This window comes from Microcoleus sp. CAWBG27, from assembly GCF_020883145.1.
GTDB lineage: Bacteria > Cyanobacteriota > Cyanobacteriia > Cyanobacteriales > Microcoleaceae > Microcoleus.
In genome coordinates, this window is sequence record NZ_JAHREU010000091.1 from 1 (window position 1) to 20,856 (window position 20,856).

Annotated in this window: 13 protein-coding genes and 3 pseudogenes; all 16 read right to left on the reverse strand. The window is 41.6% G+C overall.

Annotated elements, in window-relative coordinates:
• Positions 1 to 391: 391 nt before the first annotated feature.
• A pseudogene (locus QZ938_RS30065) lies at positions 392 to 613 on the reverse strand (transposase); the annotation flags it as partial.
• A gap of 273 nt (positions 614 to 886) precedes the next feature.
• Complete coding sequence (locus QZ938_RS30070; RefSeq protein ID WP_293355611.1) at positions 887 to 2,320, reverse strand: Dyp-type peroxidase; 1,434 nt, start codon at positions 2,318 to 2,320, stop codon at positions 887 to 889.
• A 255-nt stretch (positions 2,321 to 2,575) separates the two neighbouring features.
• Complete coding sequence (locus QZ938_RS30075; RefSeq protein WP_293355614.1) at positions 2,576 to 4,537, reverse strand: galactose oxidase early set domain-containing protein; 1,962 nt, start codon at positions 4,535 to 4,537, stop codon at positions 2,576 to 2,578.
• A gap of 214 nt (positions 4,538 to 4,751) precedes the next feature.
• A complete protein-coding gene (locus tag QZ938_RS30080) occupies positions 4,752 to 6,761 on the reverse strand; it encodes a Dyp-type peroxidase domain-containing protein (protein ID WP_293355617.1) in 2,010 nt (669 codons plus the stop codon).
• A 160-nt stretch (positions 6,762 to 6,921) separates the two neighbouring features.
• Positions 6,922 to 7,923 carry a sugar phosphate isomerase/epimerase family protein gene (locus tag QZ938_RS30085; protein ID WP_293355620.1) on the reverse strand — a complete coding sequence of 334 codons (1,002 nt, stop codon included), beginning with the start codon at positions 7,921 to 7,923 and terminating at the stop codon, positions 6,922 to 6,924.
• A gap of 136 nt (positions 7,924 to 8,059) precedes the next feature.
• Positions 8,060 to 8,449, reverse strand: coding sequence for an SgcJ/EcaC family oxidoreductase (locus QZ938_RS30090; protein WP_293355623.1), 390 nt, complete (start codon positions 8,447 to 8,449; stop codon positions 8,060 to 8,062).
• An 85-nt stretch (positions 8,450 to 8,534) separates the two neighbouring features.
• Positions 8,535 to 9,635, reverse strand: a complete 1,101-nt coding sequence (gene iolE / locus QZ938_RS30095; protein WP_293355626.1) for a myo-inosose-2 dehydratase — start codon at positions 9,633 to 9,635, stop codon at positions 8,535 to 8,537.
• Positions 9,636 to 9,837: 202 nt separating this feature from the next.
• Positions 9,838 to 10,506 carry a pentapeptide repeat-containing protein gene (locus QZ938_RS30100; RefSeq protein ID WP_293355629.1) on the reverse strand — a complete coding sequence of 223 codons (669 nt, stop codon included), beginning with the start codon at positions 10,504 to 10,506 and terminating at the stop codon, positions 9,838 to 9,840.
• A gap of 96 nt (positions 10,507 to 10,602) precedes the next feature.
• Positions 10,603 to 11,112: a hypothetical protein gene (locus tag QZ938_RS30105; protein ID WP_293355632.1), complete on the reverse strand. Its 510-nt coding sequence runs from the start codon at positions 11,110 to 11,112 to the stop codon at positions 10,603 to 10,605.
• Between the two features lie 234 nt (positions 11,113 to 11,346).
• Complete coding sequence (locus QZ938_RS30110; protein ID WP_293355635.1) at positions 11,347 to 12,537, reverse strand: ferritin-like protein; 1,191 nt, start codon at positions 12,535 to 12,537, stop codon at positions 11,347 to 11,349.
• Between the two features lie 33 nt (positions 12,538 to 12,570).
• On the reverse strand, positions 12,571 to 14,415 hold the full coding sequence (locus QZ938_RS30115) for a GMC family oxidoreductase (protein WP_293355638.1): 1,845 nt from the start codon (positions 14,413 to 14,415) through the stop codon (positions 12,571 to 12,573).
• Positions 14,416 to 14,522: 107 nt separating this feature from the next.
• Positions 14,523 to 14,909, reverse strand: coding sequence for a VOC family protein (locus QZ938_RS30120; RefSeq protein ID WP_293355641.1), 387 nt, complete (start codon positions 14,907 to 14,909; stop codon positions 14,523 to 14,525).
• A 76-nt stretch (positions 14,910 to 14,985) separates the two neighbouring features.
• Positions 14,986 to 17,898, reverse strand: coding sequence for a glucosidase (locus QZ938_RS30125; RefSeq protein ID WP_293355644.1), 2,913 nt, complete (start codon positions 17,896 to 17,898; stop codon positions 14,986 to 14,988).
• A 406-nt stretch (positions 17,899 to 18,304) separates the two neighbouring features.
• Positions 18,305 to 18,718, reverse strand: a complete 414-nt coding sequence (locus tag QZ938_RS30130; RefSeq protein WP_293355647.1) for a hypothetical protein — start codon at positions 18,716 to 18,718, stop codon at positions 18,305 to 18,307.
• Positions 18,642 to 19,086 (reverse strand): annotated as a pseudogene (locus tag QZ938_RS30135) (IS1 family transposase); the annotation flags it as partial. The pseudogene QZ938_RS30135 and the gene QZ938_RS30130, both read right to left, overlap by 77 nt.
• Before the next feature lie 278 nt (positions 19,087 to 19,364).
• Positions 19,365 to 20,787, reverse strand: a pseudogene (locus QZ938_RS30140) (IS1634 family transposase).
• Positions 20,788 to 20,856 lie beyond the last annotated feature (69 nt).

Sequence of the window (20,856 nt, forward strand, 5' to 3'; positions counted from 1 at the left end):
AGAAAAGTAGCAGATGGATTTAAGAATACAATGAAAATTATTTTTGATGAATATTTGCCAAAATGGAATTACCGTGCTGTTCCGACAAATGAGTAGATGATGAAGTTATTAAATTTTCATTCCTTAACTATTTTACACTTATTCCAATACCTCGGACTGTTTTTTGAGCAGCGACCCAAAGCCTCATTCTACCGTTAATATTTCACAGAGGCTGGAACCCAGAACCCGCATTCTACCGTTGGTCATTGAAAACTTTCCGGACTATTGTTATTCGGATATTTACAAAACCGGGATGCTCCCGATTTATTATGTCGCTCATGTTTCTGTGTCAAAAAAGCTTTATGATCTTATTGTACTACAAAACGTTACTATTTTGGAGATGTCTATTGAATGACCAAGGCGCTGTTGTTAAAAAATGATGTAATTTGTGGTAAGTTACTCCGACAGCGTTTTCTGCCATCTGTGACAGGTTTTTTCGTTCGCTTTCTCCCAATAATCCCCCTAAATAGTTCCTAAACTCTCGTTTTTGGGCAAGATGACCAAAAATATCGTCAAATCTTTGACACCATCTATCGAAGCAGGGGGGCATCGCGGCAGGGGTTGTCTCTTTCATGGATCATTTTTTAACGTTATATGCTTGCTCTGTAACTATTATAACCTATTTTCATCGTATTTTCTGTTTAAGTCCCGCTAACTCCTTTTTTTGTATTTAGCTCAAATTCTCTAATTGAGAATAATTTTGAAACCAAACTATCTCTATTTTTTTTTCACTATTCGCTGAATTTATTCTGGGGGCGAGCGCGTAACTTAAAGATTCAAAATCTGCCTGTTTATATGGCAGATAACCCGGCTTAGGCTCCGCTAACACGCCCTAAAAATAGAAACTTTACGTAAGTCCTATAGTTGTGATAAAGCTGATACTAGGAGCAAAAAAGTATTCACCGCCTTTCAGAGTAACCCACAGGCTAAAGTCATATTGTTCGGTTTCCGATTCCCCCCACTTTTTCGGCCAGTTCTGAGTTCCTATGGGTTGACCAATTAGCGGATCGGGTCCCACATTGATTTGGCAGAAGTTTTTTTGATTAGACCATGCTGCTTGGATAAAATTGAATTGATTTTCAATATTAGCTTGAAAACACAAAAATAGCAATCCTGACCCTGTTTCAGGTTCCTTTGTAAGGTCATTTTCTCCATAACTAACGCCACGACGAGCGATGCGATGCCGCCTTTCTAATTGTAATGAATCTTCGTAACTAACCGAAGATACTACACGTCCTGTATCTCCTCGCGGGTTACTTTTACGGAGGTGAGAGTGAAAAGGACACTTTGTTCCTTGTGTATCATCACTGTAATCGAAGTCGTTGAGGGTATCCAACGGTCGTATCGGGTTTGCATACAGAGGTTGATCTTCAAGAGTGAGTGGCGTTCCATCGAAGAACCGACCGACAACCATCGCACCAGCTAGATCGTCAGTTATATTTAGTTTGTTAGCTAGCTGTCGCTGGTCTTCACGAAATCCTTTGACATTTTGTTCTAGGTGGCGAAAGACTAAATAACTGCCGTAACTGTCTTCTGTTTTACCGTTGCGGTCTTTAACTAAAATCAGATCGAGAGATGCTCTAGGATCCCATTTTGTGAAGTCATACCCCTTTTCTTTTGTTAATTCAATTTCCCGTTTTAGAAATAAAGGTTGACTGATATTATCAACAAAGCCAAAATGTTCAACAAATTGTCCTCGAGAATTTCTGAGAATAAAACCATCTTGTCGGTTAACAATTTCGGCAACATGACGCATTTGTTGCATCGCTTTGTTAACTGTTTGTAGTAAGTCTACTAAACTATCATCTGCCATTATTACTAAGGCATGAATGTCGGCTTGATACCCTAGTTCCCATTCCTTAAAAGATGGATCGCCTAAGGAATTCTGAATAGCAGAATTTTTCATACCGAAACGAAAAGGTTGATCGCTAGGGATTTTGGCTGGAGGAATTTGCAGATACTCATAACCCTTACGTGATAAAAAGAAGTTGCTAAATACACCGCCATTGATGCGAGCTTCTCTATACCGACGTGCGCTATCTGCCTGCTGGCTAGCAGATTTTACATACTTCTGGGCGAAATCTCGAATCCACTGCTTTGCCATATCTGTTTGCTCTAGCTTGAATTGCAAAAACAGATACACGCTATAATCTCGTCCGTGAGAGTTGAGAATGTTGCCCTGTAAATCTTCAAGCAATTCTTTATATTTACCCGGATTATCTGGGTCAATACCTTCGCCATTTCCAGGTAGGCTTTGCAAATCTTTGTCTGTTAGTGTCATTGTATTGACTCCATTATTCTAGAGTTTAGAGCGGACTGTTGCTGCGATGCTGATGTCGCAATAGATAACAAATTTTGAGGATGTTTAGAGCTCAATACGGTTTACTTAAGATGGTCATTGCGAGGTACGAAGCAATCTCCGTATCTATTTTTCATAGGGTTTTCCCCCAGGGTGGTCTTAAGTAAACGGTATTGGTTTAGAGCTTACGTAAAGAAATCCGATTTCTAGCCTCGTCGAACGTAAGCTCTAATGTTTTTAAGCAGTAGCTTCTAGCTTCACCATCTTGGCGTGGGAAGGTTTGCCTACATCATTGAGGTAGAATATCATGTAGTACCCGGGCGGGTAAAGATGGGGGTTTGTTGGTGCTTTAAAGTTGATTTCAGACTGCTCCCCCAGAGCTATTTTTTCAATCGGCAACTCAACCAATCGCTGCCCCAAATCGAAAGAATGAGTTTCTGCACCCAGTTTTATCAAGACTAAAGAACCGTTTTGGGTAGCATCCTTGACTGATATCTTGTCCAATTGACTATATTTGAGAATGCTAGGAGCTTCTACAATTTCAGGTCGAGGACCAGGTTTGAATAGGTAGGGGGGACTAAAAATTTCAGCTTGCCAAATTTCAGCAGGTACAAAGGGTTCTGTGTCACCCTTAGCAAAAAAACTTTGAGGAAATTCGTAATACTTTTCCAGGCTAAACTCTTTAGGCTGACCTAATTTGTCGGTTAGCTCTGCTAGGATGTAGTTGTTTGCAGCATCTCGCCCAATGTCAACGTGAAGAGTTCCATTTTTTTCCCGTGCTACCCGATTAGCATTACCACCAATCGTTAAAACACGAGCATCTGGTAACAAGATAGCTCCATTATGATAAAGTCTGGGTAGTCTGGCTAAATTCATTGACTTGATGCTGTAGCCTCCTGGAGCCTTGGAATTAGGAATCATGAGTAGAGGCTCATAGATAGGCTTGTATTCTGGATATTCCCCACCATTGGCTACTAAAATTTCCTTGCTGGGCAGAATCACTGCTTCCACATTGGCGCGAGGTTTGTCTAGAAACTTCTCTACAGTTTCCCACTTGCCGTTTTTTTCTTTGCTTTGTTCGGGAGACACCCAACGCTGTAAACTAGAGGCAACTTTAGCTCCTGGATAGTTATCTGTTTTACCCCCACGTCCAAAATTAATATCATTGGTACCAATCATCCCAGCGATTAGTAATACATCTTCCGAGTTGGGAACTTGAATGGCTGTTCCGTAAGCTTTAGAAGTTTCAAATCTTTCTGGGCCAACTTCAAAGCTGACAGATAATTTACCCACTTCGTCTTCATGGACGGACATTAAATAGCTTTTCTTGCTTTTACTTTGAACTAAAACATTACCAATACCAGCTTCATCCCCAGTAATCAAAAGTCTACCGTCAGCAGTTGGAAAAACTCTAGGATAGAGGTCAATGCTATCGTAACTATCAGCCCTTTCGACGTAGGTGTTGAAGGGACTGTTCTCGATTTCTGTAAGGTCGATGTAGTGAAATATTCCACTTTTTGGGTCGTAGATTTCAATACTGGGGTTAATTTGGTTGGGGGCATTAAGTTTTAGACCCGAAAAAATTACGATTTTGCCATCGGCTAGGGACACTAAAGTTGGATACCAACGCCCATCTTTTAGTTGCCCGGCAGGCGACCACTCGCCTGTTTTCCAATTATAAATATTGGCTTGCCTCGATCCTGTAAATCGTCCGCCAGGGTAATAGCGTCCAGTTCCACTAATAAAAAGGACGTTGCCATCGTCTAGTTGCAAATGACCAGCACAAAATAAATCGTTGCTCTCCGTATATTGCATTGCAGGTGGAGAAGCAATGCGCTCTAATTGCTTGGTTTTAGGATCGAAAAGGGAGGCATTATTAATGCTATCATAGTCTCCTGCTCCCACTCCTTCTATAAAGACATATTCCCCTTTGTCATTCTTAGCTAGGGTGTTCCTAAAGCTGCTGCCGTTAACGCTCAAAACCTTTCCATTGGGAAGGAGTACGGTATGAACAGACTGCATCCAGCTTTCGGGAGGACCCATTGGGATGGTTTCCCATTCTCCCATTTCTTCTTTAGAACCGACTAGGGGAGATGCGATCGCCTGCTTGCCTCCACAGATGGTAAAAGTTGCAGTTAAGATCAAAAACAGAAAAAACGAGATCAGCGTGGTTTTTTTAATTGATTTGTTGAGTATCATAGTTGCCTTTGGTCGAATTTTCCGAAATTCTGAAAACTTGCTTGATTTAGGAAACTCTAGTTCTATTTCCTGCTCAGTAATGTCAGGCTCTCAGTTGCGCTCAATGTTGTCAAACTATTTTACTCAAAATTGTACAACATTGAGTGATTTTTAATAAAGTGGAAAGCCTGAACCCACGAGCGTTCAGAGTGATTGTCACTGCATTATAACCTAATTACTGATGTAGCGAACTAATGTAGTCTGTCAAAGTTTTGATGTTCTCTTCATAGGAAGATTCATCGTCCAACACAATATTGCCACTATCTACAACAAACTTGAATGGTAGCTCTCGTTCTCCAAAAAAACTAACAAATCTATCCGGCTTAAAGGTATCTGTTTGTGAAAGAATTGACCAGTCCAATTCTCTATATTCCTCAAGTTCAGCGATTTTATATTCGCTTGCCTCAATCTCCTGGCTGCGTATATCATCGACGTATTGATTGAGTGTTGTAATGTTCTCATCGTAGGCACCGGAGTCGCCAAGCGGAAATTGGTTTAGAAGATAAAACTTGAATGAGAGGTTTCGCTGGTTGAAGAAGGCAAGAAATTTATCGGGCTGAAGGGTATCACCATTTAGACCAATTGACCAGTTCTGTTGCTGGTAATTCCTGAGTTCAACAATCATGTTCTGAGCAGCTTGGATCTCTTCTTTAGGGACTCCCCGAAATACGATATCGCAGCAGGGAGCAGGAGCAAAAGACTTGAGGAAACTCATGCTGGGAGCAAAAAAATATTCGCCGCCTTTCATTGTTACCCAATGACTAAAGTCAACTTCCGTCTGCTCTGACTCGCCCCACTTAGTTGGCCACTTATATGTCTCTTTGACATCTTTTCCTTGCTCATCTCTCTTTTCAACACCAATAACGACATCTGTGCCTGTTTTTTCCTTGACAAAGTTAGGGTTTTTAGCCCATTTGTTCTGCATTAAGTTGAACTGATTCTCTAAATTAGCTTGGAAGCACATAAACAGCAGTCCAGCATCCTTTTCAGGATTTTCGCTGGGGAGAGACCCATAGTTAATTCCCCGACGCACGATACGATTCATCTTCTCCTTTTCTAGAGAAACGTCGGGTGTGGCTAGCCTCTCTATATCGCCACGAGGATTAACCTTGCGAGCGTGGGCTTGGAAGGGGCACTTGAAACCTTGCAGATCATCTATATAGTTGAAGTTGTTCTCTTCAGGTTTCTTACGGCTTAAAGTCTTTTGCAGGACAACTGGTGTTCCATCCTGAAAACGTCCCATAGTGTATGCTCCTGCTAAACTTGGATCTGCTGGTTCAGAACCTTTGAGCTTCTGGGCCAAGTTGTTAATATCTTGCTCCCAAGCTTTAACGTTTTGTTCTAGTTTGCGGTAGACAAAAAAGCTGCCATAACTCTCTTCTTTTTTACCCAAAGGGTCTTTGTGCAAAACCAAGCTGAGGGGGGCGCGAGGGTCCCATTTGGAAAAGTCGCTATTTTCTCTTTCCTGGTCAATATCTCGCTTAAAGAACAACGGTTGACTGACTCCATCTCGAAATCCAAAATGCTCGACTTCTGCTCCAGTATCAGGACTTCTGAGAACGTAACCTATTTCTTCGTGAACAATTTCGGCAATTCCATTTAGCTGTTGTCTTATTTTCTCTGCTTTTTCCGTTAATAGAGCAGGCTGCTTACGCAGCAGATTCTGATTCTTCCGTTCTAACAGTTTTGCTTCTTTACTTCTTGAACCTGCTATTTTATCAGATGCAATTAAGATAAGAGCATGAATTTCATTTTTAAAACCTTGTTCCCATTGGTTGACATCATCGCCTAGTTCTTCCTGAATATCGGGATGTTTCATCCCTTTTTGGAATGATTTACCATCAGGTACCTGGTCATTTTCATACCCTAAATATACATAACCCGGATATGTCAAAAAGAAGTTAGCAAATATTTTACCTGGTACATCTTTATTCTGGCGATAAAGTTTCGTCTCCTCAGCTTGCGCTAATGCTGAGGTGACATATTTGTGAGCAAAAGAGCTAATCCATTGCTTTGCAGTTACTTCGTCGCAGGTAAATTTCAAAAACAAATGAACAGCATGGTTGCGTCCGTGAGATTTGAGGATGTTGCCTTGTATTTCATCTAATAAGTCCTCAACTTCAAACTTATCAAGACTGGTAACAATTTCGTCAATCTTGGCAATTTTTGCGCTGATATCAGTCATATCTAACTCCTTACTTTTAGCGTTTTGTGAATTTATAACTTCTGAAAAACCTGCTTGTTGATTTAGAAAACTTTAGCTTCCTATCCTGCTCAGTTATCTCAAAAGTTCAATTGCGCCGAAATAGAACTGTTATATTCAAATTTGTATAACAGTTCTATTTCTACTGTGTGGAGGTTATTTGATTTAATTTGTCTCGAGTGATTTCGATCGCATCTCTGGCAATGTCGTAGGCACTTGGGTATTGATTCCCAGGATCTTCTCCAGGTATCCAAAACTTGCGTCGAGTCAGACGAAGGGACTCATGAAAGTCTGGGATAGCATTAAAAATCTCGATCGCCATCGGCCCCTTATAGACTTGGAGAATAGGTTTAAACAAAGACTCCCAAGGAATCCAACTTGTATGCACAGCACCTCGATCCGGAGGAGAAACTTGGACGTAATGAAGCCGCCCCTCACCTGCAAGCCATTTTACTTGTTCTTCAAAAATCTCAGGTCCGTCACCATCAAGTATTTCGTGAGCACTATCGATCACAACACCAACTTGTTTGCTGTCAACTTTCTTAAGAAACTCAATTAATTGTGATAACTTGTTAGGACCTGGAGTTTCCCAGTGAGTTATTGGCTCGATCGCCACTTTGACTTTTTTCAGCTCTGCATATTCACCTAACTTTTGTAGGATCGGTTGCGCGTTAGTATAGCGAACTGCAAGCTCATCTTGGAGTGCGTCACTCCAGAGGGATGTAGTGGAGTTGGAGTATCCGTAAGGTACAATTAGCGGACCCATCATAATTTCACCCCGTAGCGCCGCAGTGATGTCAACCCGAGCCTTAAGATACTCCAAGGCTTCTTGCCGTACCTCTGGGGAATCTGAACTCGGATCGAATCTCTGAGTAGTACCGACGTTTGTTGCAATTGGTACATCACTCCATCCTTCATTGTCCATAGCACAACGCAGGTTGGTGTAATTCTCAATTTCTTGTAGGTAATCTTCAGGCTTCCCTGGCGCGATCGGAAACTCAAACCCAGTGTAACCGAGTTCCTTCAGCTTTTTTATGTGCTGGATTACAACTTTTGTATACTCCGAGTCATGAGGTTTCAGATTAGTTGTAAACATGAAAAAGCTAAGATAGATATCCGTTGGAACAAGCATTTCGTCACTCATGTTAGGATTCCTTCGTGTTGTATATATCATTCAATAATCATGGCGCGTTTAAAAAAAAGAATCATTATTGATTCTTAACTTTTTACTAAAGGCGCTCCGACACTCTACCGCTAACTTTTTTAGGTAAAGCTTAGCCTTACAAAGGCTTTACATTCCAAATCTGGCGATCGATTTTCCAGATTTCTTCCTCTTTTTTCATTAACCATAATGCTCGAAATTTGACTTCCTTAGATGGACTGCCATCTATCGGGTAAATGGTGGCGTGAGATGTACCGACTACATAACCAAAATCGCCCATCACTTCAATTTCTTCAGCGATAAAGGTTGGATCGATATCTTGGTTAGCGATCTGAGCGGCAAAGCCTTCAACAATCTCAGGAATTCCGATCCGATCGGCTTGATCGGGTGGCATCCAGAGAGCATCGTTGGTGTACATCTTTCCATAACCCTCTAGGTCGCGTGCCCTAACATTTGCTGCATAGACTTCTTCAAAAACCTGTCTGATCTGGTCTTTATCGTTATTCAAAGCTAAACTCCATTGAGAAACTATAGATTTTTACCAGAGAACAACCCAGACCTACTTCGTTAAGGTCTGGGTTCTGTTTTTGCTGCTACAAACCAGTCACTTGGCGTAGATAGTTGCGAGCCATTTTCGCATCTTCCAAAGGATTAGTGGTATTAGGGTCTTGTTCTGCCTCCACCATCAACCATCCTTTATAGTTAGCTTTAGCAAGCTCTTGTAAAATTGGCTGAAATTTAATTGCGCCGTTAGAATCTCCCGGAACGGTAAATATCCCTGCGCGGATGGAATCTAAAAAGCTACGACCCGTTTTTTTAGATTCGTCTAAAACTGATTGACGAATATTTTTCAAGTGAACGTGTTCGATGCGATCGACATATGTTTGAGTAACTTTCAGCGGATCGACTCCTGCGTAGTACAAATGACCCGTATCAAGCAGCAGCTTAACAGTTTTGTCGGTACCGCTCATTAAGCGATCGATATCAGCTAAGTTTTCTACTCCCGTACCAATATGGGGATGATAGACCAACTCCATACCTTCGGCCGTAGCTCTTGCACCAAGGTCATTCAGCCCTATTAATAACTTCGACCATTGCTCGTCAGTAAAATGCGGTCTGTTAGTTAAAGGATCCACACCTGGGACTTGTTGATGAACAGCACCCCCCAATTCAGCTACCACAATCTTTGTACCACCCATCTCCTTCATGAATGCTACTTGTCTATTGAATTCGTCAACAGTTTCTTGCCCCTGCCCTTCCTGAGTAAAATAAGTTCCGACCCAAGGTTCAGAAATTTCCACTTTACGAAGTGCTAACTCGCTTTTTAAAAGGTCTTTCTGGTCGGGATATTTGGGATATGCAGGTGACATTTGCGTCCCTACGAACCCAGATAGCGCTATTTCACTGAGAATCTGCTGGTAAGGGATCGGAGGGGTAAGATCGATCGAACGATCGTCACTATTACTCCAACCTGTTGGCGTAATGCCCAACTTCACTTTGAGGGGATCGAATGTTGGGTCTAAGCGCGCAGGATTTGTAGGGGTAACCAGAGACACCAGGCTCGAATTGTTTCCGCTTGTAGTAGCAGCAGTGGCGGGAAGCGTTAAGCTAGTTATCCCAAGAAGAAAGACAACTAACAGCACGGATACATGACGAATAGCTCTCATTTGCTCGAAAATTGGATATTTTTTCATCTTGCGCTCATTTTTGGTCAACATGACTTAAGATTCCTAGTCGGTGAAGTAGAGTTACTGAAATTCTTTTTCCCTACATCGGCAAAGAGTTAGAGATGAGACAAAGAGAATGCTTAAAGGATAAATTTAGGTACCCTGGCGAAGATAGGTTTTAAAATCTTCTTCTGCCTCGTCATCAAAAGTATCCTTAAGGATTCATATCTCATTGAATAGCCCCAAATCGGGAGACATTTCCGTTATAAGTAGTCCCGTCAGGCATCAGGGAATTCGACAGATCTGCTGCCTGGAAATTAGTGCCCGTTAGAGTAGCGTTTGATAACTTTGTATTTCTCATCTTGCTACTGGAAAAATCTGCATGAAATAAATTCGAGCCCGAAAGAATTGCTCCTTGTAACTTTGCACTTTTTACCACAGCATTAGACAAATCTGCACCCAAAATAATTGCAGACGTTAAATCCGCCTCCGTTAATTTTGCCCCCGTTAAATCTGCTTTACTCATGAGGGCATTATACAAATCTGCATGAGAAAGATCTGCCCCTATTAACTTAGCCTCGGACAACCTGCTACCCATCAGTGTAGCGCCGGATAGATTGGCTCCCGTTAAAGTAGCTTTTTCAAGGTTGGCCTCAATGAGTAGGGAACCGGAGAGATTGGCGTTGGATAGATTTGCCCCAGCGAGTGCTGCGCCATATAAATCTAGATTCGAGAGAATTTCTCCCGATAGATCGCAGTTAACACAGGCGTTAGTCTCACGCAACGTCTGGTAATTTTTCGTAACGAAAGCGTTAGCGGGAGCACTAAAAATCGTTAAGCTAAGGAGAATCGACAGGGCAATAGTAGAAAGTCTACGAAACCAAGAAGCAATATTCATGTTCAACGTGAAAATTAGAAAGGGTGGGCTATTGTGTCAGACTCAAAGATGAAATTTTTAGAGGTTAACTGAGGCATAGTGCCTGGTCATTACCCCCTACGCCGAATGACTTTTAGCCTCTAGTAAACTGACTGAAGGGGGTTCGCTCCAAGTCCCATATCCAGGACCTTTTGCGCCTGGTGGGTTAACACCAATTGTAGGCCATAAAAGTCCTTCTGGATAGGCTTGCGGGCTGGGAATAAAGGTTCTATCATTTATCTTAAACCCAAAAGCATCCCGCCATTCTTGTGGAAGTTGATACCAGGTAGACATATACCAAAGCTTAATGATATTGCGGACGATCGGTCCTAATTTTTGAGACCCCAAAATATCAGAACGAAGTCCGTTAGTCAGGATAGACTCGTCTTTGCTGCTTTTTGCTTGGATATTGAGATCGTAAAAGGCTTGTAATACTTCCCCAAACATCTCTTCCCCAATGATATCCCGAATGGTGTCAAAGTAAAGAGAAGCTTGTCCGGTTCCCTGTAGATAAAACCGAGGAAAACCCGTTAAAACCACTGAGAACTCGAGAAAAGACTCTATAGATGCAGGTGCATTAATATCCATCAGTTGTTTACCTCAAAAAAAAATTAGAGTGCCAAGTGAGTTGTAAGTGTTTTAGCACTACGTCATCGAGAACCAGCCCAAATCTTGCTATTGATAAGCGAACCCGTTTTGTGAGGTCTTAATCTTTGAGCGTAGTGCTAAAAATCAGTCAAAGATTTTGAGGAAAAGTAGGGGTGAGAAATCGAGGATAAGCAAAAGTATTGCTATTGATAAGCTAGCCAGTTTGGTGATGTCCTAATTTTGGGGCGTAACCCTAGCAATTGGCTCTGGATATTGCGCACTATTGGGAGGAGCTACTGGGAAGATAGGAGCGGCATGATCCCCATCCATACCGCGGATAGGATTACGAATTAGACTATTAGCTTGTTCCTTAAGGCGGAACATTCCCCCGACTGCAGGAATCAAAGCTGCAGGATTTCCATTAAAAGCGTCTTCAAGCTTTTCGAGGAATATACGGTAGGCAGACTCGAATTCCTGGGCTGCCGCATACACTTCTGTGCCTTCACAATAATCGCTAAGGCTGGCATTCTCCTTCAACGGATAAACTGCGTCCCAATCTACCTTAAAAGACGCACCCGTTGGCTGACCAGGAGAATCGGACTTTTCCGGATTATCCTTGTCGATCACATAGTATTTCCCTTCGCCCAATTGTACTTTGTTGTCTGAGGGAACGAGTTGGTGAAAACGATAGTAATGAGCCAATTCTCTTTCTGCGTCATAGATAGTGCGGACTCTTGACCCCTCTCCCTGCTCTTGAATCACTCTCATGGCTCGCATTGCTGAACGCAGATCCGTCACAGGGATAATGTCGCCACCACCGTTATAGTAGTATGCTGGGGTGATTTGTCGCTCAGGATCGCCACAAAACAGCTCATCGGAACCCATCTTTTTGTTGAGCGCAAACAGACCACGAATGATCTCTGAATAGAATAAGCCAATACTGTAAAAAGTATTGGACTTCTCACCATTGTGAATCGTCAGAAAGTGATCTCTTTCTTGTACGAACCGAGATACAACTAATGGCTTGCCTTCCTCAACTTCTTCTGCTCGTTCAATCTGCATAAAGTTCTCGACCGTTTCGGGAGAAAACTTCCTTAAATGCACTTGAAAATCTCTCGCTCCCGTAGGTATATAAGCAGGATATTTGGGAACAAAATCAGGGTGTGTCAAGGTGGATTTAATGTCTCCTCCCACCGCATTTAAAAGATTCGCTACGAGGGTTAGGTGTAGCATTTCTTCTACAGCCACCGCTCGAATAATATGGAAAGCCTCTAAATTAGTTCCGGGTTTGAGGGAGTAAAGTGCAGTGATGTACGGGGGAATGGTTGCGTGTTCTAGCCTCAGGGCTTGTTTGAGATAGAAATGCAAATGTTCTACCTCTGTAATCAGTTCATAACCCGGGTCTGTAATTTGGTCTGTGGTCATAATACCTCTGGTGGAAATGTGTTCTCGATTGTTTCAGGAATACTCGGCTAATTGCAAAGCTGGAGGGTTTAAAACCTCAAGCATCTTTTCTGCAGCCCTAAAACTCAGTGCGGCAAGGGTCAAAGTTGTATTTGAACTCCCAATCGTTGGCATACTTCCTGCACCTACTAGGAAGAGATTATTATGATCCCAAGAACGTAGATCTGAATCAACAACCGAGTTCTCTTTAGTTGTTCCCATGATATGAGTTCCAGAAAAGTGGTTTCCCCCTCGGTAGAAGTAACCTTCCCCCTCAAATTCAAAATAGGCCGGGTCTAAAGGATCGTAGTGGGTATAATCTTCTGCTCCCAAACGCTGGAAAATTACACGAGAGAGTTTTCGGGTGTAGGCAAGGGTTCGGATACTGTAGTCGGGTAGGTTAAAGTTAATGACGGGACGATGATTACCCAGTTGATCTTTGTAATTTGAATCGATGGTGACTCGGTTACTGTACTCCGGTGGTAATTCGCACATGAAAGCCAGCAGCAGTTGTCGTGAAATCCGACTAATCAATGTCTGGCGCAGTTCTTGTCCATATTTGTTTTTGTTGTCAATTGCATCAAGGACTTCAGTGGAGGGCGATCCGGTTGCCCATCCCCAACCATCATTGTGAATATCTACCCCGAAGGCAGATTGTTTATGACGAAACTCGCCTTGACGAAAGGTTGGAATTCCTGATGTAACAATAGGCCCTCGCATAGTGCCGGTCACTTCAGGCATCAAAGCCCAAGCTAACGTAAAGGGGTGATCCATGAGATAGCGGCCTATCAGTCCACTGCTGTTAGGCAGGTCAGAAGCGAGCATCAGCCGAGCATTTTCGATCGCATTAGCCGCTAAAACAAATAATTTACCCTTGGCGAGTCCTATTGTGTGTTGAGGAGAATGGGGGTCTTCATAACACTTATAGTGAATGGTAGTGACCCTACCGTTTTCGGGATCTATTTCTACCTTAAAAGCCACCGCTTGGCAGAGTAAATGAACCCGACCGGTTTGGAAGGCTGTAGTTAAAGTTCTGCGAGCATCATATTTCGCTTGGGCCGGACAAATGGGAACACAGTTGGCGTTTCCTTGGCAACGTTCCCCATACTGAACCGGATGGGTACTGCTAACGCCTTCGGGAACAAAGAGGTTACCCCCATCGTATTTAGGATTCGGTACACCATTGCGACCTTGAGGAAAAGTTCCGAACTTTAATTCGTAATCCTCGCCATCGAGTTTTACTGTAGTCCCCTTAACTTTCTCAATAACTTTTTGATCCAAATAAGAGGGGGGCATTTTTTCCATCGGGAAAACATAGCCAGGCTCAAATGTAAGACCTAGTTCTTCTTGCTCCTCTATGTCCCCAGAAACGCCCATTTCGTTCTCTGCTTTACTGTAGTAAGGCATCAAATCATCATACTTAATCGGCCAGTCCAACCCTTGTTCGTACTTAGTCCGTAAGTTGAAATCATCCGGTAACATCCGGATGGTTTTCGCTTCCCAGTGCATCGTTGTTCCACCAGCGACTCTTGTATAAGACCCACTAAGTCTCATAGGGCCTTTTTCTACAAAATAGCAATCGTCATCCGTGGGGCTTAGAGCATTGGGATTTTTGGGATACGGAGCGTTAGCGTTTTTCACCGTCGCACTGTAGAAGGTGTCAATGTAACTTTGAAAGCCTGCAATGGTAAAATCCTTAGCTTTTCCTGCCTCCAGGATTAAAACAGTTTTTCCTTGTTGACTCAATTGCTTGGCAACAATAGCTCCAGCAACACCAGATCCTACGATGACGACATCATAAGTCGTTTGGGAGACAGTATCGGAATCGACAGTTGTTACAGTTGTCTGACTTTGACTCATTGGTTACTCCTTAGCCCAAAAATGGGAATTTAGAAACTATTTAGCGGGATGATTGGGAGAAAGTGTCCGAAAAAACCTCTCATAAATCGGGGTCTTTCGTACTAATCTTACTGTTCATAGATTTCAAGTGGTAAGTCATCTGGATCTTTGAAAAAAGTAAAAGATTTGCCTGTTAGTTCATCAATTCTCACTGGTTCAACACTGATTCCTTGTGATTCTAAATAAGCAACAGATTCTGTTAATCTTTCTACTTCAAAGGCTAGATGTCGTAGTCCACAAGCTTCAGGACTATTGACTCTTGAAGGAGGATTAGGAAAAGAAAAAAGTTCTATTTGGTCATTATCTCCCACTTTTAAGTCTAGCTTGTAAGAATTTCGTTGTTCTCTAAATGTCTCCTTAATTATGGAGAATCTGAGTACATTTGTGTAAAAATTCTTAGACTTTTCATAGTCAGAGCAAATAATAGCTACATGGTGAATTTTTTTTGATTTCATGTTTTCAATCCTAGCTTTTGAGATGAATTTGGCTTGACGGGGTTGTTACCCCGCCAAAACTCGCTATCCAGCCTATTTAACGTTCTGGCGACTTATTTTGTGCAGGGTATTCTCCCCACTGCTGAATTAGTTTTGCCACTACCCCAGTCCAGCCAGTTTGATGGCTGGCACCAAGTCCTGCACCATTATCTCCATGAAAATACTCGTAGAAAAGAATCAAGTCGCGCCAATACGGGTCGGTTTGAAATTTTTTAGTACCGCCATTAACAGGTCGCCAATCGTTAGAGGAGGAGGGCTGAGATGGATCCTGAGAGGGATTTGGAGCTGGTTTTTTAAGAAAGATACTTGTTACCCGGCGAGATAACTCCATCGAGACTTCCCACAGGTTCATCTCTGTAATTTGCCCGTTGGCGTTCGGACACTTGACTTTTATTTCATCTCCCCAATAGTAATGAAATTTCTGGAGTGACTCAATAATTAGAAAATTCACAGGCATCCAAATTGGGCCACGCCAATTAGAATTCCCGCCAAACATTTTAGTCGTAGATTCTGCGGGGGCGTATTTTACCTCATTTTTCGTCTCACCTACCCACAAAACATAAGGATGATTATCGTGGTATTTTGACAAAGATCGGATACCGTAATCGCTCAAAAATTCATTTGAGTCTAACATTTTCTGCAAGATAAGTTGCAGCCGCTCTTTATTCACCAACGACAAATACAAGCCTTTATGCTTATCATCGCTAACCAGCTCTATATTGCTGTGTGTGGTAAGCTGGGGGCGATTATTAACAAACCAGTACATTCGGTCTTTGAAATCGGAAGTTAAATATTTATCCACAATTTCTTTGTCAACTGTTTCCACAGCAAAAAGTGGAATTAACCCTACCATCGATCGCACTTTCATTGATAGTGTTCCTCCTGAACTATACCTATCAGCTACCTTGCCCTCAGGAGCATTCAAGATGTCGTAGTAGAAATTGTCAATGTCGTTCCATATATCTATCTTACCGCCAACTTTATTCATCGCATCCGCTATCAACAAGAAATGCTGAAAATATTTGGATGCCATGTCTTCATAGTTGGATCTGCCAGATGTTCTCATCAGTGTCTGATAAGTTTGGATGAGTTCTTCATCTTTTTGATCCAGAGCCAGCTTTTCATATTTTTGGCGCATTTTTTCATAGGTTTTCGCCAAATCCTTATCTTTTTTTGCCAGTTCCGTCGAAATCTTCATCATATTTAGACAGAACATCGCCATCCAGCTAGTACCATCTGACTGCTCTATACTAACGCCATCAATTCCAATGTTACTCCGGTCAATTGCACCAATATTGTCTAAGCCTAAGAACCCGCCTTGAAAGATATTTTTCCCTGTTGCATCTTTACGGTTAACCCACCAGGTAAAATAGAGAGATAATTTTTGAAAAACATCTTCCAGAAAATTTGTATCGCCTTGACCGTACATCTTTTCTTCTATTTTGTAAACACGCCATGCAGCCCAAGCGTGAACAGGCGGATTCACATCACCAAAATTCCACTCGTAAGCTGCCATTTGACCGTTAGGATGCATATACCACTCCCGCGTAAATAGATATAGTTGCTTCTTCGCAAATTCTGGATCTATCAGCACAAAAGGAATCGTATGGAAAGCTAAATCCCAAGCAGCAAACCAAGGATATTCCCATTTATCGGGCATGGAAATAATATCTTCACTAAATAAATGAGTCCACTCGTTGTTTCTGCCCTGTTTACGGCTTTCTGGTGGCTTCGGCGGATTTGGATCGCCATTTAGCCAGTCGTATACTACATAATGATAAAATTGCTTGCTCCACAACATACCGGCAAAAGCTTGTCGCTGCACCGAACGCATATCATCTGAAATCGGATGCGGACAAACGGCCTGATAAAATTCATCGGCTTCCTGCTGTCGCTGGCGGAAGATATTATCAAAATTAGTCCCGAATGGGGAGCCTAGATTTTCTATATCACTGAGGCGCAGGCGCACAATTTTTGTTTCCCCAGGGAGCACAGTTAATTCGTAATGCGCTGATGCTTTTGTCCCTACTTGGTCTGGATTTACTGTCTTTTTCTGACCGTAAGACAGAATGTAATCGTTAATGCCATCTTTGACATAGGAAGAATTATTTCCCCAGCCAAATCTTTCTTGATTAGTTTCATTTTCTGTGTATAGGAGTTCTTTGGGCGCTTCGCAATACAGCCATTTTTTTCCTAGATTTCCATCGTTACACCAAACTTCTATTACACTTACGTTAGCTTCCGACTTAACTGTTTTTAAGGATTTATCTTCTTTTTTCTGATTGGGATATCCCCAAGACCAAGTATTGCGAAACCAAAGTGTCGGTAAAAGATGTAGTTTGGCTTGTTCTTTACCCCGATTACTGACAGAAATTTGGATCAGAATATCTTCTGGGGAATTTTTCGCGTACTCGACAGAAACATCAAAGTAGCGATTGTCATTAAAAATACCAGTATCTATTAGCTCGAATTCAAAACTTCCTGGATTTTCGGAATTCCGCTTTTGATTTTCGTTAATTAACCACTCGTAAGGAAAAGCTGATTGCGGGTATTTATATAGACAACTCATGAAAGAATGAGTCGGTGTATTGTCAGTATAAAAGTAATATTCTTTGACATCTTCCCCGTGATTGCCTTCGTTACCCGTTAGACCAAACAGCCGTTCTTTGATGATGGCATCTTTTTCATTCCACAGAGCTATCCCAAAACAAACATTCTGGTGATTATCAGAGATCCCAGCAATACCATCTTCACCCCAACGATAGGTGCGAGAACGAGCTTGATCGTGGGAAAAATAGCCCCAAGTAGCATTCTGATCCGGGCCGTAATCTTCCCGCACGGTTCCCCACTGGCGATCGCTCAAATATGAACCCCACCGCTTCCAATATTTTTTCTTGTCGCGGTCTTCTCCTAATCTTTTTCCTTCCGCTGTTTCTTGAATAGATGTCATAGCGTTTTCACATTGGATAGTTTATCAGGGCAAACTCTAATTAAATATTTTTTGAGTAATCAAGAACTATCCTCCAATATATAGCGGTTCTCAGAAAGATTCGCGGACGTTGTTGGGAAGAAGGCCCTATACGTTTAAGCGGTTATACAAGCTGTCAGGCATACCTCATCTTTTTGAGAAAGGCTATACCATATTCTGTTAACATGAAACTTAGATGCGTTCGCCCTGAATTGCATGACTCAAAAAGACACGCTATGTGACGCTAAAGCATCGAAAAAACTATTGATTTTTGAAGCAGACTCTAGTTAGTAAAGTCGTTTTTTTCCCCACATCCTTTAGACGTTTCCCACACCCAATTTCGGAATTTTTCGACTTACAGCCAAATTTTCTCCCAAAAGAATCACCCTCAACCCCCACAACCCTTCCGCCGCTTACTTTTGAGTCGCTTCACAATTTTCTCCACTTCCCCACGATTCGGATACAACAACTCCTGACGCAAAGGACTTTCGTAAGCCTCGATCGCTCCCAACCTATCCCCCAACCCGACCAAGGCTCTCCCCAGCCAGCAATCAGCCACAGCCGGATTAAACGCCCTCAATTCCTGACACCCCTCACAAGCCACTTCCCAGCACCGCTTGCTAGCCCCAACATCCCCCTGCACTCGGTAACTCTCTCCCAACCACACTGCTGCGGGTACGGATTGCAAATAAGCGCCTGGTGGTAAAATATGCGGCGTTGCTGAATCAGGGTATGAGACGAGAAAAAATGCGAGATTGGAGCCGAAAATGATTTCTGGGCTTTTGATTGGGAATTGGAACATCTCCAAATTTCAGATAATGAATTAGTAATTTAATTGAATATTCTAGCATTTGTGATGACTTAGAATAACAAAGAGTTTTTCTTTTTAGCCGAGCCAAGTAATGTCTGAGTCTTGTATTTTCACCCTCAACTCTTGTCATATAGGTTTTGCTAATAATTTGGTCTCCCTCCGGAATAAAATTTGGGTAAACTTTCCAGCCATCTGTCACATAAAAATAGCATTTCCATTTACTAACAATCTCCCATAGTGGTTCAAAAGTTTTGGCACTATGGTCGCCTAAAACCCATCCTAAAATACCTGGCTTAAAATGGTCTACTGCTGTCCACAGCCAGGTGCAAGTTTTTTTTTGAACCGACAAATGTTTGTAGCCCACATTCCGCAGATGTGGGTTAGATTTTTTTACCAGTTGTGAAAACTGGAAAACAAAAAAACTTTTGGGTTGAACTTATGCGGCTTTAGAGTTGCAAATGCTTGTCAAATTTACCTAAAACAAGTAAGTTGAAATAATTGACTTTTTCTAATATATTCATACTGCTGTTTATCAATATTTTTCATCTCTTTAAGCAAGAGAAATTAGGCCAAAAACAAATTATCTTGACTAATTAATGAAAATTATTCATAAATATCTACACCTCCCAGTCGAGCGTTATCCACTTAAAAACATTAAATAGTATTTACAGCAATACTCTCCTAAATGTCGCAAGATATCTTGACGTTCTTGGTTTAAATTACTGACCTGCTTTTCTCCATTTATTTTTACTAAATGTACAGCTTGAAACATCTGAAATATCCAGCGCATTGTCGGCCTATCGGTTAATTTCTTTACCTGATTTTTCACTTGCTCGTTGGTAGCTAATAATTGTTGTCTCAATTTCCTTTGCGCCAGGTTATATACTAACAAACACAGTCCCATTATCATTCCGATTGCTTCAACTCGCTCCGGCTTTTTCACGAATACGCTCGAAGTGAAAAATAACGGATCTTTGATAAATCTAAATCCTCTCTCATTACTTTGCTGTGCTTTATATTCCGATAATATCTCTGGGTTGCTTAATTCTTCAGTATCTAAGATATTTGTGGCTAATATAAATCTCCCAGCTTTAATTTTTTCTGCTTCAATGGCTGAATTTACGGCGGCGATTTCACCTGTAACTTGATAAATTTTTGTCTGTATTTGACCGAGTTCTTTGAGATCTTTTTTGGTTGCTTTAACTGGCTTTTCTTGGAATTTAATTTCTGTTATTTGGTGATATTTCCATGAGTCTGATAACTTTTTTATTGCAGTTTCTGCATCTGCCATACAAGCATATTTTTGCTTGGATAGCTTACACAGCTTGGCTTTAGCGGATTCTAATTGTTTTTCTACTTGCTTAATTATTTTTTCGAGATCTGCTTGTTTTCTGATTTTACTTTCTATTATTAGCCATCTTTGCTTGATACCAGCATACTCACTTGTTTGGACTGCCATTTTATATCTTTTTATTTCAGAGTCTTTCCAGGCACTATCTTCAATATTGCAGATTTTATTTTGAGCTTCTTTGATGCTTAGTGGTACTCTGGTTATCCATTTCATTCCAGACAAAAGCTGACAAATTTTCTGCTGTGTATAAGGCACTGTCTGCTACACAGATTCCATCAAATGTCCACTGTTTTTTAAATTCTTTCAATCTTTCTACAAAAACACTTTTGTCAGCGGCATTTCCATCATCTATTTTGAGATATAATGGTATGTCTTCATCTCCAGTTACGACCATAGCAAGCATAAATTGTTTGAGGTCTGGTCTTCGATCTCTTGAATAGCCATGAACGATTTTTATGGTTTTCATAGAAGATTCTGTATCTGATGATTCTGCCTCAACTTCCTGGCTGTTTCCCTCACAGTTTTTGTAGGCTCCTTCTACTGATATTGAAGTGCTATCTAGATGAACGCTTTTCATTGATACTTCAAATTTTAGTGCTGCTTTTAGGGCAATTGCTGTGAAGAGTTTTGTCGTTCCAGCTTGATGATATTGGGTGCATCTCACTTTGGCAAATACATCAAATTGAAAGTTGACCGTTGAGATAAGCACAGCGAAGAGCAAGGATAGACGAAACGTTCTCAATATTCCATTGCGCTCCCGATATCTTCACCCTTAATC

Bases quoted from the DNA above. Each gene is read 5' to 3' on its own strand.
- QZ938_RS30070 (WP_293355611.1), bottom strand. From the start codon at position 2,320: ATGACACTAACAGACAAAGATTTGCAAAGCCTACCTGGAAATGGCGAA.
- QZ938_RS30075 (WP_293355614.1), bottom strand. From the start codon at position 4,537: ATGATACTCAACAAATCAATTAAAAAAACCACGCTGATCTCGTTTTTT.
- QZ938_RS30080 (WP_293355617.1), bottom strand. From the start codon at position 6,761: ATGACTGATATCAGCGCAAAAATTGCCAAGATTGACGAAATTGTTACC.
- QZ938_RS30085 (WP_293355620.1), bottom strand. From the start codon at position 7,923: ATGAGTGACGAAATGCTTGTTCCAACGGATATCTATCTTAGCTTTTTC.
- iolE (WP_293355626.1), bottom strand. From the start codon at position 9,635: ATGAAAAAATATCCAATTTTCGAGCAAATGAGAGCTATTCGTCATGTA.
- QZ938_RS30100 (WP_293355629.1), bottom strand. From the start codon at position 10,506: ATGAATATTGCTTCTTGGTTTCGTAGACTTTCTACTATTGCCCTGTCG.
- QZ938_RS30105 (WP_293355632.1), bottom strand. From the start codon at position 11,112: ATGGATATTAATGCACCTGCATCTATAGAGTCTTTTCTCGAGTTCTCA.
- QZ938_RS30110 (WP_293355635.1), bottom strand. From the start codon at position 12,537: ATGACCACAGACCAAATTACAGACCCGGGTTATGAACTGATTACAGAG.
- QZ938_RS30115 (WP_293355638.1), bottom strand. From the start codon at position 14,415: ATGAGTCAAAGTCAGACAACTGTAACAACTGTCGATTCCGATACTGTC.
- QZ938_RS30120 (WP_293355641.1), bottom strand. From the start codon at position 14,909: ATGAAATCAAAAAAAATTCACCATGTAGCTATTATTTGCTCTGACTAT.
- QZ938_RS30125 (WP_293355644.1), bottom strand. From the start codon at position 17,898: ATGACATCTATTCAAGAAACAGCGGAAGGAAAAAGATTAGGAGAAGAC.
- QZ938_RS30130 (WP_293355647.1), bottom strand. From the start codon at position 18,718: ATGTTCCAATTCCCAATCAAAAGCCCAGAAATCATTTTCGGCTCCAAT.